This window comes from Rhodobacter capsulatus (assembly GCF_005144475.1).
Lineage (GTDB): Bacteria > Pseudomonadota > Alphaproteobacteria > Rhodobacterales > Rhodobacteraceae > Rhodobacter > Rhodobacter capsulatus_C.
This window is the reverse complement of record NZ_SWJZ01000015.1, coordinates 65282-82233: the sequence shown is the minus strand read 5'-3', so window position 1 is coordinate 82233 and position 16952 is coordinate 65282. Positions and strand designations below refer to the sequence as shown.

General features: G+C 68.5%; 13 protein-coding genes. 8 read left to right on the top strand and 5 right to left on the bottom strand.

Features of this window, described 5'->3' with window-relative positions; genetic code table 11:
- The 7 genes from FBT96_RS05235 to FBT96_RS05205 all read left to right on the top strand — a co-directional run.
- Window positions 1-1254: chemotaxis protein CheA (locus tag FBT96_RS05235; RefSeq protein ID WP_169583228.1), on the top strand; the 1254-nt coding region annotated here is incomplete at its 5' end.
- A gap of 10 nt (window positions 1255-1264) precedes the next feature.
- Window positions 1265-1747, top strand: a complete 483-nt coding sequence (locus FBT96_RS05230; RefSeq protein WP_169583226.1) for a chemotaxis protein CheW — start codon at window positions 1265-1267, stop codon at window positions 1745-1747.
- A gap of 21 nt (window positions 1748-1768) precedes the next feature.
- Complete coding sequence (locus tag FBT96_RS05225) at window positions 1769-3970, top strand: HAMP domain-containing methyl-accepting chemotaxis protein (protein ID WP_136905277.1); 2202 nt, start codon at window positions 1769-1771, stop codon at window positions 3968-3970.
- A 108-nt stretch (window positions 3971-4078) separates the two neighbouring features.
- Window positions 4079-4615: a chemotaxis protein CheW gene (locus FBT96_RS05220; RefSeq protein WP_136905276.1), complete on the top strand. Its 537-nt coding sequence runs from the start codon at window positions 4079-4081 to the stop codon at window positions 4613-4615.
- 11 nt (window positions 4616-4626) lie between these two features.
- Complete coding sequence (locus FBT96_RS05215; RefSeq protein ID WP_136905275.1) at window positions 4627-5517, top strand: CheR family methyltransferase; 891 nt, start codon at window positions 4627-4629, stop codon at window positions 5515-5517.
- Between the two features lie 3 nt (window positions 5518-5520).
- Window positions 5521-6627, top strand: coding sequence for a protein-glutamate methylesterase/protein-glutamine glutaminase (locus FBT96_RS05210; protein ID WP_136905274.1), 1107 nt, complete (start codon window positions 5521-5523; stop codon window positions 6625-6627).
- Between the two features lie 161 nt (window positions 6628-6788).
- Entirely contained in the window at window positions 6789-7388 is a 600-nt protein-coding gene (locus FBT96_RS05205; RefSeq protein ID WP_169583225.1) for a FecR domain-containing protein, read from the top strand.
- On the opposite strand, the gene FBT96_RS05200 is transcribed toward FBT96_RS05205, so the two are convergent.
- On the bottom strand, window positions 7378-9129 hold the full coding sequence (locus tag FBT96_RS05200) for an adenylate/guanylate cyclase domain-containing protein (RefSeq protein WP_136905272.1): 1752 nt from the start codon (window positions 9127-9129) through the stop codon (window positions 7378-7380). The two genes, FBT96_RS05205 and FBT96_RS05200, sit on opposite strands and share 11 nt — an antisense overlap.
- Complete coding sequence (locus tag FBT96_RS05195; protein ID WP_023921105.1) at window positions 9129-9830, bottom strand: Crp/Fnr family transcriptional regulator; 702 nt, start codon at window positions 9828-9830, stop codon at window positions 9129-9131. Before FBT96_RS05195 ends, FBT96_RS05200 begins: the two co-directional genes overlap by 1 nt.
- Window positions 9831-9963: 133 nt before the next feature.
- Between FBT96_RS05195 and FBT96_RS05190 the strand changes: the two genes are divergently transcribed.
- The gene (locus FBT96_RS05190) at window positions 9964-11841 is read left to right on the top strand and encodes a calcium-binding protein (protein ID WP_136905271.1); all 1878 of its coding nucleotides are present in this window, start codon (window positions 9964-9966) and stop codon (window positions 11839-11841) included.
- 57 nt (window positions 11842-11898) lie between these two features.
- Here FBT96_RS05190 and FBT96_RS05185 read toward each other — a convergent pair whose 3' ends face one another.
- The 3 genes from FBT96_RS05185 to FBT96_RS05175 form a co-directional block, all read right to left on the bottom strand.
- Entirely contained in the window at window positions 11899-13458 is a 1560-nt protein-coding gene (locus FBT96_RS05185; RefSeq protein ID WP_136905270.1) for a 2-isopropylmalate synthase, read from the bottom strand.
- Between the two features lie 316 nt (window positions 13459-13774).
- On the bottom strand, window positions 13775-15244 hold the full coding sequence (locus tag FBT96_RS05180) for a sensor histidine kinase (RefSeq protein ID WP_136905269.1): 1470 nt from the start codon (window positions 15242-15244) through the stop codon (window positions 13775-13777).
- A 198-nt stretch (window positions 15245-15442) separates the two neighbouring features.
- Window positions 15443-16900 (bottom strand): MORN repeat-containing protein, encoded by a 1458-nt coding sequence (locus FBT96_RS05175; protein WP_136905268.1) that lies wholly within the window; start codon window positions 16898-16900, stop codon window positions 15443-15445.
- Between the last annotated feature and the right edge of the window lie 52 nt (window positions 16901-16952).

Genomic DNA, 16952 nt, shown 5'->3' with positions numbered 1-16952 from the left:
GCCGAGACCTCCGCCGCCCCGCCCGCCGCCGCCGCGGCGCCTGCGGCCCCGCCGCGCTCCGCGCCCCGGGCGCAGACGATGGCGGGACAGGACACCGTGCGCGTGCCCTCGGCCAAGCTCGATTCGATCCTTGATCAGCTCGGCGAGCTGGTGATCGCCCAGGCCCGGCTGAATCAGACCGCGGCACGGCTGGGCGATGCGACGCTTGAGGGTCTGGTCGAAGAGGTGCACCGTCTGGTCACCGGCCTGCGTGACACCACGCTGTCGGTGCGGATGCTGCCGATCGAGACGGTCTTCGGCAAGTTCCGCCGCGTGGTGCGCGATCTGTCGACCGAACTGGGCAAGGACGTCGTCCTTGTTACCGACGGCGGCGAGACCGAGATCGACAAGAACGTGCTCGACCGGCTCAGCGAACCGCTCGTGCACATGATTCGCAACTCGGCCGATCACGGCATCGAAGCTGCCGCAGATCGTCTGGCCGCGGGCAAACCGGCGCAGGGCCGGGTGCGGCTGTCCGCGTCGCAGGACGCGGGCGAGATCGTCATCGTGATCGAGGATGACGGCCGCGGGCTTGATCACGAACGGATCCGGCTCAAGGCGATCGAACGCGGTCTTCTGACCGCCGAGGCCCGCCCGAGCGAGGCGGCCTTGGCGCAGATGATCTTCGCGCCCGGCTTTTCCACCGCCGAAAAAGTCTCCTCGGTCTCCGGCCGCGGCGTCGGCATGGATGCGGTCCTGTCGGCCATCACCGGGCTGCGCGGCACCGTCGAGGTGACCTCGCGCAGGGGCGAGGGCACGCGGCTGACGCTGCGCCTGCCGCTCAGCCTGGCGATCATCGACGGTCTGCTGGTGCGGCTTGGCCCCGATGTCTTCGTGCTGCCGCTGATCGCGGTCGAGGAATGCGTCGAATTCGACGTCACCGAACTGACGCGCAACAGCGGGCGGCGGATGCTGCGGATCCGCGACCATCTGGTGCCCTTCGTCGATCTGGCCGATGCGCTGGAGGGCACGGTCGAAAACGACGGCCGCCGTCGCGTGGTGATCGTGCGTGCCGAGGGCGAGCGGATGGGGCTCGTGGTCGATGACATCCTCGGCCAGCACCAGACCGTGATCAAACCGATGAGTGCCTATCACGCCGATCTCGACGATTTCGCCGGCGCGACGATCCTTGCCGACGGCACGGTGGCGCTGATCCTCGATGTGGCGATGCTGCTGCGCCGTCTGGGCGGCACCGGCATCAGCCTTGCGGCCTGAGGAGGCGCCCATGACACAATCTTCCGCCGCCACCGTCCTTGCCGAGGAGGACAGCAATTCGATCGCGCTGATCATCCGCGTCTGCGGCGAGGCCCTGGCGATCCCGGTCACCCATGTGCACGAGGTCATCGACCCGATCCCGCGCACCCGGGTGCCCCGCGCCTCGAGCTTCGCGCCCTGGCTGATCAACGTGCGCGGCGCCGTCGTGCCGCTGGTCGATGTCCGGCAACGGCTGCGGATGCCGGTCCACGCCGCCAACGAAGGCCGGGTGGTGGTGCTCGACATCACCCTTGGCGCCGAGTCGTTCCGCCTCGCGATGCTGGCCGACGAGGTGCAGGAGGTGATCGACATCGACCCGGGCGCGATCGAATCGCTGCCGGAAAACGGCTCTCCCTGGCCTTCGAATTATGTCACCGGCGCGCTTCGGCGCGGCGACGATCTCATCCTCCTCCTCGATCCCGAAAACCTCTTCCGTCCCGAACAGGCGGCTTGAACCGAACAAAGTGAGACGATCATGAAGCTGACAATCAAGGCCAAGCTGATGGCCACCTTCGGGTTGGTGCTGATCCTGCTGGCAGCCATATCCTGGATAGGGCTGTCCTCGTTGAAATCCTCCAACACCGATGCGAACCGGATGGCGAATGTTCAGGCGCGCATCCAGACGCTTTCGGTGATGCTGAAGGACAGCTACGCCAATTCCGACATCAAGACCCTGCAGCATATCGCCACGGAGACCGAGGCCGACATGCAGGCGCTGGAAGATGGCATTGCCGCCGACCGGGGCGAGCGGACGAAGATCGTCGAGGAGATGCGCGCGCTGGACGAAGGGGCTCTCGGAGCGGAGCTGACCGCGCTTGATGCGCAGGTGAAGCTGGTGGCCGAGACCCGCAATGAACTGCTGACGCTGTCGCGCCAGGCCACGGTTGCCAAGGCCAAGGTGCTCTTCCAGGGGCCGTCCTATGACGATCTGAAGAAAATGGACATCGCGATCGACGCGCTGCACGACGCCCTGGCCCGGGCCCCGGTTCTGCCGGTTCCCGCCGATGTGGCGAAAATGCAGGTCATGCAGGTCGAACGCGCGATCATGGAAATCGCGACGATGAATGCGCTTGCGATCATGGACAGCAGCGACGCGGGCACGGCGACCAAGCTGGGCGAGGTCGAGAAGCTGCGCGCCGCCCTCACGGAGGTTGTGGACGAGCTTGACACGATGATGGGCACGCGGTTCCCGACCGAGGTGACTGCGATCAAGGTCATCGTGGCGGATTACCTCTCGATCAACGATGAACTCGAGAAGCTGACCCTCGCCAATACCGAAGGCAAGGCCGCGGTGCTCATGCGGGGCAAGTTGAAGGATGAACTTGCGCAGCTCTATGGTCTGCTCGACAAGGTCTCGCAGGTTGCCAGCACCGCGATGCGCCAGTCGCAAGACCAGCTGAACGCCAGCTATGCCAACAGCAAGACCCTGATCCTGACGATTTCCGGCATCGCGGTTCTGGGGTCGCTGATCGCCTCGACGCTGATCCTGATCGGCATCAGCCGCGGCATGAGCCGCGCCGTGAGCGTGGCCCGCAAGGTCGCCGAAGGGGATCTGAAGGTCGATACCCGCGTCACCTCGAAGGACGAGATCGGCGAGCTGATGCAGGCGCTGGGCGAGATGACGGTGGCGCTTGACGGCATGGCCACCGTGGCCGATGCGATCGCGCGCGGCGATCTGACGGTGAACATCAAGCGCCGCTCGGAGGCCGACTCGCTCGGCATCGCGCTCGAAACCATGATCGGCAAGCTGCAGGAGATCGTGATCGACATGCATGTCTCGTCGCAAAGCGTCTCGGCCGGGGCCCATGCGATGAGCGCGACTGCCGAGGATCTGTCCTCGGGCGCCACCGAACAGGCGGCGGCGGCGGAACAGGCCAGCTCGGCGATGGAAGAGATGACGGCGAACATCCGTCAATCGGCCGACAATGCCGCGCAGACCGAAAAGATTGCCACCCAGGCCTCGAGCCGGGCGATCGACACCGGCAAGGCGGTGGACGAGGCGGTCGGCGCGATGAAGACGATCGCCGACAAGATCACCATCATCCAGGAAATCGCCCGTCAGACCGACCTTCTGGCGCTGAACGCGGCGGTGGAAGCGGCGCGGGCGGGTCAGCATGGCCGCGGCTTCGCGGTGGTGGCCTCGGAGGTGCGCAAGCTCGCCGAACGCAGCCAGCAGGCGGCGCGCGAGATCAACGAACTGTCGAGCCGGTCGGTCGAAGTCAGCCGCAATGCCGGCGACATGCTGGGCGAACTGGTTCCGGCGATCCAGCGCACCGCCGATCTGGTGCAGGAGATCTCGGCCGCGATGCGCGAGCAGAACACCGGCGCCGATCAGATCAACCTGGCGATCCGCCAGCTCGACACGGTGATCCAGCGCAACGCCTCGGCCTCGACCGAAGCCGCCTCGGTCTCCGAGGAACTGGCGAGCCAGTCCGAGCAGCTGCATGACGTGATCGGCTTCTTCAAGGTGCAGGGGCAGCCCGGCCGTTCCGATCGCTCCGATCGGGCCGAACGCGCCAAGGATGCCGCCTGGGCCCGCACCGCGCGGCACGAAACCCCCGCCGCGGCTCCGGCCAGCCGTCGCAAGACGCGCGTGGCGGCGGGCACCCGCAACGGCGGCTTTGCCCTTGATCTGTCGGAAGATGATATCGACGACTCCGACTTCGAGAAGATCTGACACGATGGGCTTTGCCCGACGCGCTGCCCGGCCCGCCATGGTCCGGGCAGGTTTCCTCCGGGCGGTCCGGCCGCCGGGGAATTTTCCAGAAACGAAAGGGATCTCCGGATGACTGCCGCCCCGCTTCTCAAGGAACCGTCACAGTTTCGCCCCCCGGTCGAAGCCGAAGTGGTCGAAACGCGGCGGGCTTATGTGACCTTCGACATCGGCAACCAGGTTCTGGCGGCCGATGTGGCGGATGTCCGCGAGATCCTCGACCATCAGGTGATCGCCCCGTTGCCGAATGCCACGGCGGCGCTTCTGGGGATGATCGACCTGCGCGGCGAGGGGATCGCGGTGATGGACATCGCGCAGTCGCTGGGCCTGTCGCGGCAGGCCGATGATCGCAGCGGCCGGATCATCGTCCTGGACCTGCAGACCGACCGCGAGGCGGCGATCGCGATCGTCGTCGACCGGGTGCGGACCGTGGTCGAGGTCGACGAGGCCGAGGTCGATCCGGTGCCGTCGGTGCCGGGGGGGTGGAATTCCGGGGCGATGTTCGGGCTGACCCGGGTCGAGGGCGACCTCGTTTACATGATCGACCTGCGCGCGGCGCTTGGCCAGTCGGGATCGGCGGCCTTGCCCGGGCCGTTCGATTTCGAGTGACGGAGATCGCCTTGCGCCCGACCTCTCAGGACTATGCCGACATGCTGACACAACCCTCCGTGCCGATGAGCACGGTGGCGGCGCGTGAACTCGTGAGGATCCTGAAGGCGGAAGCCGGGATCCGGATCGACCCTTCGAACACGCAGTTCATCTCCTACCGGCTCGACCGGCGGGTGACGGAACTGGGGCTGGAAGATTACGATCAGTATCTGGCGCATCTGCAAAGCCCCGAGGGGCCCGCCGAGATCCAGCGCCTGGTCGAGAGCCTTGCGACCCACACCACCAGCTTCTTCCGGGAAAAGGCGCATTACGACTGGCTTGACACGGTCGGTCTGCCAAAGCTGGTCGAGGCCGGTGCCGGGCGGGCGCATCCGCTTGTCGTCTGGAGCGCCGCCTGTTCTTCGGGGCTCGAACTCTGGTCGGCGGGCATCGTGCTGGATCGCTACAGCCACAAGGTGCAGGGCGGCCTGCGCTGGGGGCTTGTCGGCACCGACATTTCCGCCGCCATCCTGCGCAAGGCGCGACTGGGCATCTATTCCTCGTCGGAGCTGTCGGGGCTCTCGATCGACCTGCGCTCGGATTATCTGCTGCGCTCGAAACCCGGGGCGCGGATTTCGCCGAAACAGCGCGTCTACCGGATCGCCCCGGCGCTGCGCAGCCGCGCGCATTTCAGCGCGGCCAACCTGCTCGGGAAGCTCGAAGGGCAGGTGCCGCTTGCCGATGTGATCTTCCTGCGCAACGTGCTGATCTACTTCACCGCCGAGGACCGGATCCGGGCGATCCGCAACGTCATGCAATGCTTGCGGCCGGGGGGCTACCTGCTTCTGGGCCATTCCGACAATCTGCGCAGCCTGCCCGAGGGGTTGACCCCCGCGGGCACGGCGGTTTTCCGAAAGGACTAGGTGATGACCGTGATGCCCGATCCGCATTCCACCCGCCGCCCGCCGGGCGACCGCCCGGTCCGGGTCTTCATCGTCGACGACAGCGCGGTGGTGCGGCAAGCCCTGACCGATATCATCGGCTCCGATCCGCGGCTCGAGGTGATGGCGACGGCCTCCGATCCCTTTGCCGCGGCGGAGCGGCTGAAATCCATGGTGCCCGATGTCATCATCCTCGATGTCGAGATGCCGCGGATGGACGGGCTGACCTTCCTGCGCAAGCTGATGGCGCAGCATCCGCTGCCGGTGGTGATCTGCTCCTCGCTGGTCTCCGACCGCTCCGAGACCTATCTGGCCGCGATGTCGGCGGGGGCGGTCGACGTGATCGCCAAGCCCGAGATCGGGGTGAAGCAATATATCTCCGAAAGCGCGCAGCGGATTCGCGACGTTCTGGTGCAGGCCGCCTCGGCCAAGGTGCAGCCGATGCGCGAACGCGCGGTGCAGCCGAAGCTCAGCGCCGATGCGATGCTGGCGCCGCCGCGCGAAAGCGGGGCGATGCTGCACACCACCGAAAAGATCGTGGCGATCGGCGCCTCGACCGGCGGCACCGAGGCCCTGCGCGAATTGCTGCAGGCGATGCCGCCCGACTGCCCGCCGATCGTGATCGTGCAGCACATGCCGGAGCTGTTCACCGGCGCTTTCGCCAAGCGCCTTGACGGGCTTTGCGCGATCACCGTGAGCGAGGCGAAACCGGGCGACCGGCTCTTGCGCGGCCATGCGCTGATCGCGCCGGGCAACAAGCACACGCTGCTGGCCCGCAGCGGCGCGCAATATCATGTCGAGATCCGCGAAGGGCCGCTGGTGTCGCGGCACCGGCCCTCGGTCGATGTGCTGTTCCGCTCGGTCGCGCGCTTTGCCGGGCGCAATGCGGTCGGCGTGATCATGACCGGCATGGGTGATGACGGCGCCCGCGGCCTGCGCGAGATGCGCGACACCGGCGCCACCACGCTTGGCCAGGACGAGGAAAGCTGCGTCGTCTACGGCATGCCGAAGGAGGCGATGGCCCGCGGCGCCGTCGGGCAGGAAATGGCGCTGGGCCAATTGCCCGCGGCGATCCTGCGCGCGGCGCGCTGATCCGGACGGCGCAAGACCCGGCGCTTGATCCGCGGCGGTTTCGCGTCATACTCGACGCGGGGCACTTCGGAACATCCGAGCAAAGGGGGCGGCACCGCGTCATCGCGCGCGGCACCGGCCGGGGGCCCGCAGGGAACCAACCGAACGGGTGTCACATGGCGATGAGCCGACGTCTTCTGCTGTCTTTGCCCGCGGCGCTTGCCCTGGCGCCCCGCGGCGCCTTCGCGCAACCCGCGATCGGCACCACCCGGGCGCTGACCGGGCAGGCCAGCCTGACCCGCGCCGGTCTGCGTGCCGATCTGCATGCCCGCGATCCGCTGATGGAGGGGGACGAGATCGCGACCATGGCCGCCTCGACCGCGGCGCTGGAGCTTTTCACCGCGACGCAGATCACCCTTGGCCCCGAAACGCGCTTCACCCTCGATCGCTTCACCGCCGATCTGGGCGGGGTGGTCAGCATCGGCGGCGCGATGGTCTTCGACCGGCCCGAGGCTCTGCCGAAACTCGATCTGACCGTGCAAAGCGCCTTTGCCCGCATCGGCGTGCGCGGCACGCGGTTCTTCTGCGGCCCGTCGAAAGGCGTTTACGGCATCTTCGTCGCGCGCGGCAGCGTCGAGGTGGTGGCGGGCGGCGAGACCCGGCGTCTGGGACCGGGCGAGGGCATCGACATCGCCCGCCCGGGGGCCGCGCCCGGCGCCGTCGCGCAGTGGAAAGCGCCGCGGATCGCCGCCGCCTTCGCCTCGGTCGGGCTCACGCCCTGAGCGTGTAAAGCGGCAGTCGCCCGAAGCTGCGCAGCTCGATCTCGCCGAGCGCCACAAGGCCCGGCTCCCGCGCCCCCAGCGTCGGGCCGATGCAGATCCTTGTGCCCAGCGCCTTGTTCGCCTCTTGCAGCCGCGCGGCGAGGTTCACCGCAGGTCCATGCGCGGTGTAGTCGATCCGGGTGCCGAACCCGACATCGCCCAAGACCGCGGGGCCGCATTCGACGCCGATCCGCGTCTTGCCGAAGCCGTTGTTTTCGCGTGCGAAAGCTTCGGTCGCCGTCACGATCTCGGCGGCACAGGCCAGCGCCGCCGCCTCGTGGCCGGGTTGATCCAGCGGCGCGTTGAACAGCGCATGCAGGCTGTCGCCGACGAGCTTGTCGATCATCCCGCCGTGGCGCAGCACGATGGCGCAGGTGAGCGCGAAATAGGCATCAAGCCGCGCCACCATCTCCACCGCGCCCATCGCCGAGGTGGCGGTGGAAAAGCCCTCGATATCGGTGAAAAGCGCCGTGATTTCGCGGGTTTCGCCCTCAAGCCGCATCAACCGCGGCTGCGCGGCCAGGCGGCTGACAAGCGCGGGGGGCAGCACTTGCCCCATGCGGTCGCGCAGCACCCGTTCGGCCCGGGCCAGCGCGGCGGCGCGGCCCAAAAGCGCGGCCAGCAGGATCAGCGCCAGCGCGACAACCGGCAGGACGGGGTCGAGCAGCAGCCCGCCGCGGCCGAAAAGCACCGCCGCCCCGGCCCAGAGCGCGGCCAAAGTCGCGGCCATCGCCGCCGCGCGGGCAGGGCGCAGGCGCAACAGCCCCAGCAGCGTCAAAAGCCCCGTCAGCGCGACGAAGCCGCCTTCAAGCGCCGGGGCCCAGCCCGGGCGGTGCGGCAGCTGCCCCGAACGCAGCCCTGCCACCGCATCGGCAAGGATCTGCACCGAGGGCATCACCGGGCTGGTTGCGCTCGGGCGCAGCCCGCCGCGCTCGGGCAGGCTTGAGCCGATCAGGAGCACCGCGTCTGCGGGCGGCCTCGCCTGTCCGGCCAGCACCGCGGCGGCGGGCAGGGTGCGGCGGGCCCAGCTTTCGGGGCGGGAGGCGGCAAAGCGCAGGCTGCCCGCCTCCAGCGGGAAGGTCGTCGCCCCCAGCCGCAGGCCCGTCGGGCCGATCAGCGGCAGGAGGCCCTCGGCCCGGGCGGCGATGGCGACGGCAAGACCGGGCAGGGTCTGGTGCCCCACCGCCACCGCGACCGGCAGATGGCGCACCGTGGCATCCGCATCGCCCATCAGCGCCATCACCGCCCAATCCTGCGCGGAAAACTGCGGGCAGGGCGTCTCGGCCCCCGCGGCCTGCCAAAGCGGCAGCGGCCCGGTCTGGCCCAGCCGGGCGGGCGGCAGGGGCGGGCCGGGCGTGTCGGAGAGCAAAAGCCCCAGCACCGCGGGCTGGCCCCGCAAGGCCGCCGCCAGATCACCGGCGGGGGCGCCGTCGCACTCCCCCGCGATCAGCATGTCGAGGCCGATCACCCGCGGCTTGGCCTCGGCCAGCCGGGCCACCAGCCGCGCCGTCGCCGCCCGGGTCCAGAGGGCGCCGGTCTCGTCCCGCGCGCCGATGTCGAGCACGACGATGCCGCCCGTGTCCGGCGGCCGGGGCAGGGGGGCGAAGACCCGCTCCTGCAGCGCGACGAGCGGCGCGGGCGGCCGCGCCAGCAGCAGGCCAAGCGCCGCCGCGATTGCAAGGACCGCGCCGCGCCAGGCCATCACGCCTCCGGCTCGGCGGCGGCGGAAAGGGCGGCCATGTCGAGCGTCCAGGCCCCGTCCTTGCGCCCGATCGCCCCCGCGGCTTCCAGCGCCTGCAGCGCCCGGTTGACCTTGGGACGGCTCGCGCCCAGCACCGCCGCAAGATCGCCTTGCGAGATTTCCAGCCGCAAGACCGCCGTCGGCGGCAGATCGGCGCCATTCAGCTGGCGCAGGGTGAACAGCAGAAACCGCGCCAGACGCGCCTCGAGCTGGTAAAGCGCGATGCCCTCGAGCTGCTCGGTCGTCTCGCGCAGGCGGCGGCAGAAATAGCGCGCGACCGACAAGCCCAGATCCGGATGCGCCCCGGCCAGTGCGGTGAACTGCGCCCGGTGCAGCACGAAGCCGGTCGTCGCCTGCACCGCCGTCGCATCGGCCGAACGCGGCCCGCCATCGACGAGCGCGAATTCGCCGAGCGTGTCGCCCGCCTCGGCATGGCGCAAGATCAGCTCGCGCCCGCCCGGCGCCAGAAGCGTCAGCTTCACCCGCCCCGCCGCCAGCGCCACCATCCAGTCGCCCGGATCGCCGCGCTGAAACAGCATCTCGCCCGGCTGCCACTGCTGCTGTCGCGCCAACCCCGCAAGCGCCGCCAACGCCGCCGCCTCCAGCGCTTCGAAAAGCGCGAAAGAGCGCCAGAACGCCGGTTTTTCCGCCAGTTTCCGCATGTTTGGCCCCCATCCCGTGCCCCATGCTGGCCGGGTCGGGGCCGTCTGGCAAGCCTGTTCCCTGCGGAACAGCGCGACCGGCCGCAACCGGGCAGGGTGAGCCCACGCAACCCCCAACCGAAAGGTTCCTTCCATGTCGGACATCATCGGCACCAACGGCTCCAACAGCCTCGACGACGCCTTCTCCTTCGGCATCCCCGGCTTCCGCAACGACCGCGTCGCGGCGCTGGGCGGCAACGACACGATCACCATCAACGACGGCAATGACACGGTCTTTGGCGGCACCGGCCATGACCGCATCGTCGATGCGGCGCTGGCGGGCTTCGTCTCGGGCGATGACCAGATCTTCGGCGAGGCGGGCAATGACACGATCGTGGCGGGCGCGGGCCGCGACACGATCAACGGCGGCGCCGACAGCGACACCGTCGATTACAGCCGCTCGGGCGCGGCGATCACCGTCAACCTGGGCTCCAGCGCGGCGCAATCGGGCGGTCTGGCCGCGGGCGACCGGCTGATCAGCATCGAGAGCGTGACCGGCAGCACTTTCAGCGACAACCTGACCGGGTCGGGCGTGGCCAACCGCCTTTTGGGCCTTGGCGGCAACGACCGGATCTTCGGCCTTGGCGGCAACGACCTGATCGATGGCGGCAGCGGCAATGACACGATCCTGGGCGGCACCGAGAATGACGGTCTGTCCGGGGGGAGCGGCAATGACCGCCTGCTGGGGGAAAGCGGCGCCGACACGCTGTCGGGCGGTGACGGGACCGACACGCTGTCGGGCGGCACCGGCAACGACCAGTTGGCGGGCGGCACGGGCAACGATCAGCTGGACGGCGGCGAACATGACGACCGGCTGGCGGGCGATGCGGGCAATGACGCGCTCTCGGGCGGCGCGGGCCATGACGTGCTGACCGGCGGCGCCGATGCCGACACGCTTGCGGGCGGGGCGGGCAATGACACGGTTGACGGCGGCAGCGGCAACGATGTCGTGCAGGTCGAAAGCCGCGCGGAGGCCGACCGTCTGGAGGGCGGCGCCGGGATCGACACGCTCAGCTTCGCCTCGCTGCCCGCGGTCTTGCTGCCGCCCGGCGTCTTCAACGGCATCGATCTGGTCGCCGGGCGCAGCTTTGCCACCACCTATCACGGCTTTGAAAATGTCATCGGCTCCTCGGGGGCGGATGCGATTTCGGGCGATGCGCTGGGCAACCGGCTGGAAGGCGGCGCGGGCGGCGACCGGATTGACGGCCGCGACGGGGTCGACACGCTGATCGGCGGCAGTGGCGCCGATACGGTGGCGGGCGGCCGCGGGGCGGATGCGCTGTTTGGCGGCACCGAGGGCGATCAGCTGTCGGGCGGCGATGACGCGGACCGGCTGGAGGGCGAGGCCGGGGCCGACCGGCTCGCGGGCGATGCGGGCAATGACACGCTTTCGGGCGGGTTCGACGCCGACACGCTCTCGGGCGGGACCGGGAATGATCTGGTCTCGGGCGGGGCGGGGGACGATCTGGCGCAGGGCGATGCGGGCGATGACCGGGTGTTCGGCGACGGCGGGGCGGATGCGCTGTTCGGTGACGCGGGCGCGGATCAGCTTTCGGGCGGCAGCGACGCCGACCGGCTGGACGGCGGCAGCGAGAATGACCTGCTGCGCGGCGGAGACGGCGCCGATGTGCTGATCGGCGGCACCGGGGCCGACACGCTGGAGGGCGGCGCGGGGGCGGACACCTTCGTCTTCCTGACCACCCTCGACTCGCTCAACTCGGTCGGCGGCAGCGACCATATCACCCGTTTCGAGCTGGGCGTGGACAGGATCGACCTGTCGGCGCTGGCGCCCGGGGCCGAATTCCATCTGGCGCTGGTGGCCGATGGCGCCGGGGCGGTGGTGACGAATGTGGTCAATGGCGCGACCGTGGTCAGCGTCTTCACCGATGCCGACGCCGCCCCCGATCTGGTGTTTCAGATCGACGCGCTGGTCGGCACCGGCGGGCTGACCGAGGCCGACTTCCTGTTCTGAGCCCGAAAGAAAATGCCCCCGGGCCGCAAGGTCCGGGGGCTTTCGTGGTTGGACGGATTACAGCTTGTAGCTGATCGATTTCACATCGGCATCGGGCGCGGTCTTCTGGCTGCGCACGCGCAGACGGTTCAGCGCGCCGACATAGGCCTTGACCGAGGCGAGGATCGTGTCGGTGTCGGCGGCCGAGCCGGTGACGATGCGGCCATCCTCGGCCAGACGCACCGAGACGGTGGCCTGCGCATCCGTCCCTTCGGTCACGGCATGGACCTGATAGATCTTCAGCTCGGCCGTGGTCGGATAGATCGCCTGCACCGCCTTGAAACAGGCGTCCACCGGGCCGTCGCCCGCACATTTCGCCGTCTTTTCAACGCCATCGACCAGCATCTTCAGTTCCGCTTCCTGCCCGTCGCTGCCGCAGATCACGCGCAGCCATTTCACCTGCAGGAAGTCGTGGTCGGTGTTCGCGGTGCTGTCGGTCAAAAGCGCGATCAGGTCGTCGTCATAGACTTCCTTCTTGCGGTCGGCGAGCGCCTTGAAGCGCACGAAGACGTCGTTCAACTGGTTGTCGGCGAGTTCAAACCCCAGATCGCGCATCTTGGTGCGCAAGGCGGCGCGGCCCGAATGCTTGCCCATCGCGATGTTGGTCTCGGTCAGGCCGATGTCGGCGGGGCGCATGATCTCGAAGGTTTCGACGTTTTTCAGCACGCCGTCCTGATGGATGCCGGATTCGTGCAGGAAGGCGTTCTTGCCGACGACGGCCTTGTTGAACTGCACCGGGAAGCCCGAGACCTGCGCGACGCGGCGGCTCAGATTCATGATCTTCGTCGTGTCGATGCCGGTGGTGAAGGGCATCAGATCCTTGCGGACCTTGATCGCCATCACGACTTCCTCAAGCGCGGTGTTGCCCGCGCGCTCGCCCAGACCGTTGATCGTGCATTCGATCTGCCGCGCCCCCGCCGAAACCGCGGCCAGGGCATTCGCCGTCGCCATGCCAAGGTCGTTGTGGCAATGCGTGGCAAAGATCACCTCGTCGGCGCCCGGCACCTTTTCGAGCAGCATCGCGATGATGTCCGAGGATTCCGAGGGCAGGGTGTAGCCCACGGTGTCGGGGATGTTGATCGTGGTGGCGCCCGCCTTGATCGCGCATTCGACGACGCGGCACAGATAGTCGCGCTCGGTGCGGATCGCGTCCATCGCCGACCATTGCACATCGGCGCAGAGGTTGCGCGCATGGGTCACGGTGTCGTGGATGCGTTCCAGCATCTCCTCGGTGCCGAGGTTGGTGATGCCCCGGTGCAAGGGCGAGGTGCCGATGAAGGTGTGGATGCGCGGCCGGGCGGCGTGTTTCACCGCCTCCCAGCAGCGGTCGATGTCCTTGTAATTGGCGCGCGACAGCCCGGCGATGACGGAATTTTTCGAGGCTTTGGCGATCGCGGACACGGCTTCGAAATCGCCTTCCGAGGCGATCGGGAAGCCGGCTTCGATGATGTCGACGCCCATTTCGTCGAGCAACATGGCGATTTCGAGCTTTTCGTCATGGGTCATGGTGGCGCCGGGCGATTGTTCGCCGTCGCGCAGCGTGGTGTCAAAAATCAGAACGCGGGATTTGTCGGTCATGGTCTGGGCCTGAGAATGTTCAATGTCGGTGTCTTAGCCTTGCGGTCTCCCGAATGCCAGCGTCTCGCCTGGGGTTCGGGGGGTGGGCGCTGATACATCTGAGCGGTCGCGCCCGGGGGCACGCTCAGAGCAGGCTCAGAAGAAGGAGGCCGCGCACGGACAACAGGGGGGCGAAAGCCCCGCGCTTGCCGATAAAACTGATCGTGTTCCGTGCCATGGCGGGACTATGGCGGGGCGGCGGGAAAATGAAAAGACCGAAAATGCGCGGTTTCGAAAATGTACTGTCCCGAAAAGGGGGGGCGAAAAGGGGGCAGGCTCAGGCCCGCGAGGTGCGCAGCCCGGGTGCCGGGCCGCGCCCGCCCGGCTGCGCCCGGCTCGACGCTGGCGGGCTCGGCGTCTGCGGCGGTGTTTCCGGGGGCGATTCCGGCGGCGGCATATCCTCTGCGGTATCCGGCCGGGGCTCCTCGGCGGGGGCGATCGGCAGCAGAAGATGCATCGCCGTGCCCTCGGGCGAGCTGTCGATGGTCAGCAGGCCGCCCGATTGCCGGGCGAATCCGTCCACCATGCTCAGCCCCAGCCCCGAGCCCTGACCCACGGCCTTGGTGGTGAAGAAGGGTTCGGTGACGCGGCGGATGATCTCGGGCGGGATGCCGGTGCCGGTATCGGCCACCGTCACCTCGGCATAATCGCCCGCGGGCAGGACCGTGCCGTCGGGCTGCACGTCGTCGGTAAACAGATGCACCGGCCGCGCCGAGACCGTCAGCGTGCCGCCCCCGGGCATGGCATCGCGGGCGTTGACGACCAGATTGACCAGCGCGGTGATGAACTGGTTTTCATCCAGCGCGACCCAGAGCGGCGCCTGCGGCGCCTCGAAATCCTGGGTGATCGAGGCGGGCAGAAGCCGCCGCGTCAGCAGTTGCAGCTGTTCGAGCAGCGCGCCGACATCGCGCCGCGCGATCCGCATCTGCGTGCGCCGGGCATAGGCGAGCAGCTGCTTGACCAGCTCTGCCGCGCGCAAGGCCGCCGTCTTCGCCTCGGTCACCGCATTGAGCCGTTCGGCCTCGGTGTCCATGGCGTCGTAAAGATCGAGATTGCCGATCACCGCGGTCAGGATGTTGTTGAAATCATGGGCAACTCCGCCCGCAAGCTGGCCGATCGCCTCCATCTTCTGCGCCTGGACCGAGCGCAGCGCGGCCCGTTCGGCCTCGATCCGGATGCGGCGATGCGCGAGCAGCGTCAGCGAGAAATAGACATGCAGCCCCACCGCCGCCAGCACCGTGCCAAGGATCGCGCCCGGATGGTCAAGCTGCTGGATGGTGCGAAAGACCACCCAGGCGATGGCCGCGCCGATCACCGCGATCTCGCCCAGCATGACCGCCAGCACCCGATCCGAGCGGTAGATCAGGAAGACGAGCATCGCCCCCATCCCCGCCGCGCCGCCGATCCGCAAGGCCGGGTCCGCGGTGGTGATCATCTCGGCGGGCAGCCAGATGAAGGCGGCGACCAGATACCAGAACACCGCCCCCGCAATCAGCACCTCGCGGCGCGAGCAGGTCTCGCCGCGGCTGCGCAGGAACAGGAAATGGGCGATGTGCCCGACGATTTGCGCCGCGATCCACCAGACAGCCATCAGGTTGTCGAGATAGAAATACAGCACCACGCCCACGGACAGGATGACCCCGAAGCGGAACGCCGTATCAAGGCGCCGCCCGTATTCCAGATCAAACAGCCGGTCGATTTCCTTGCGGCCGTCGATGCCATCAATCTCGGACTGCTGACTTGCCAACACACCCACCTGCCCGATCGCTGCGGGCTGTTCCGCGCGGACTGCCCACACAGGCCGAATCCCGCCTGTCTCAGCAATACCCCGGTTTCCCCTACCGATTTCTTACGATCCTAGCGCATTCGCGGGGCAGATGCCAATAACGGCAGTTCCGGCGCGAAAAATCGCGGCAGGATTGCGCTGCGCCGCCGGGCGGGCGCCTCAATCGGGACTGCCCGGCGGCTGCGGTTGCGGTTGCGGCGGGGGCGGCGCCGGGGGCAGCGGCTGGGCCGGTTCGGCCAGACGGTCGTCGGCCCAGGTGCCGCCCGCGACCTTGCCCGAGGCATAGCGCATCACCCCCTTGCCCTGACGGCGGCCCTGCACGAAATTGCCCTCGTAGACATCGCCATTGGCATAGGTGGCCTTGCCCGGCCCGTCGATCTCGCCGTCGCGCCACATGCCCTCGTAGGTGAAGCCGTCGGGCATGATCAGCTTGCCCTGGCCCGAGCGCTGCCCGGCCTCGAACCCGCCCTCGTAGATCGTGCCGTCGGGATGGGTGGCCCGGCCGCGCCCCTGCCTTGTGCCGTCGGCCCAGTCGCCGTCGTAGACATAGCCGTCAAGATAGGTCATCCGGCCCTTGCCATGCTGCCGGGCTTCCAGGAAGTCGCCTTCATAAACAAGGCCGTTGGCGTAACGGGCGACGCCCCGGCCGGCGATGTTTCCGGCCAGCCAGCCGCCCTCGTAGCTGGCGCCGTCGGGATAGGTGATCTTGCCCTGGCCTTCGGGCATGTCGTTGCGAAAGGCGCCCTCGTAGACCGAGCCGTCGGGAAATTGTGCCCGGCCCAGGCCTTCGATCCGGCCCTCGACCCAGCCGCCGGTATACTCATAGCCGTCGGCGCCGCGGAAATGGCCCTGACCCTGCGGCTTGTCGGCCAGAAACTCGCCCTCGTAAAGATCGCCGTTGGCATAGACCACCCGGCCCTTGCCCTGCCGCTTGCCCGCCACCATCGCGCCCTCGTAGCGATCGCCATTGGGCTGGATCAGCACGCCCTGACCCTCCATCTGGCCAGCCTTCCAGTCGCCTTCATAGGTGACGCCGGTCTTCAGGATCAGCGTGCCGCGGCCCGCGCGCTGGCCGCCCGCCATCTCGCCTTCGTAGCGGGCGCCGTCGGGGTAGGTGATCTTGCCGCGGCCCTGTTTCACGCCCTGCACCCAGTCGCCCTCGTAGCGGTAGCCGTCGGGGCCGGTCAGCACGCCCGCGCCATCATGCAGCGCATTGGCGAACCGGCCCTCGTAGCGGGTGCCGTTGGCATAAAGCGCGACGCCGGTGCCGGTGATCTGCCCCGCGACCCAGTCGCCCTCGTAGGTGCCGCCATCGGGATAGGTGATCTTGCCGCGGCCCTCGGGCTTGCCATGGGCGAACTGGCCCGCGTAGAGCGACCCGTCGGGAAAGCGGGCGCGGCCCTGACCGACGATTTCGCCCGCGCGCCAGTCGCCCTCGTATTCATAGCCCGAGGGCAGGCGGTATTTGCCATGGCCATCCTGCTTGCCGTCCTTGAACGTGCCCTCGTAAATGCCGCCGTCCTGATATTGCTTGGTCTGCACCTCCTCGGCCTGCGCCGCCGCGGCGAAAACCAGCGCCGCCGCCAGCATCAGCCCCCGCTTGCCCGCTTGCCCCATGCTTTTCCCCTGACTGTTGGCCGATCGGGGCAAACCTAATGGCGTGCCAAAA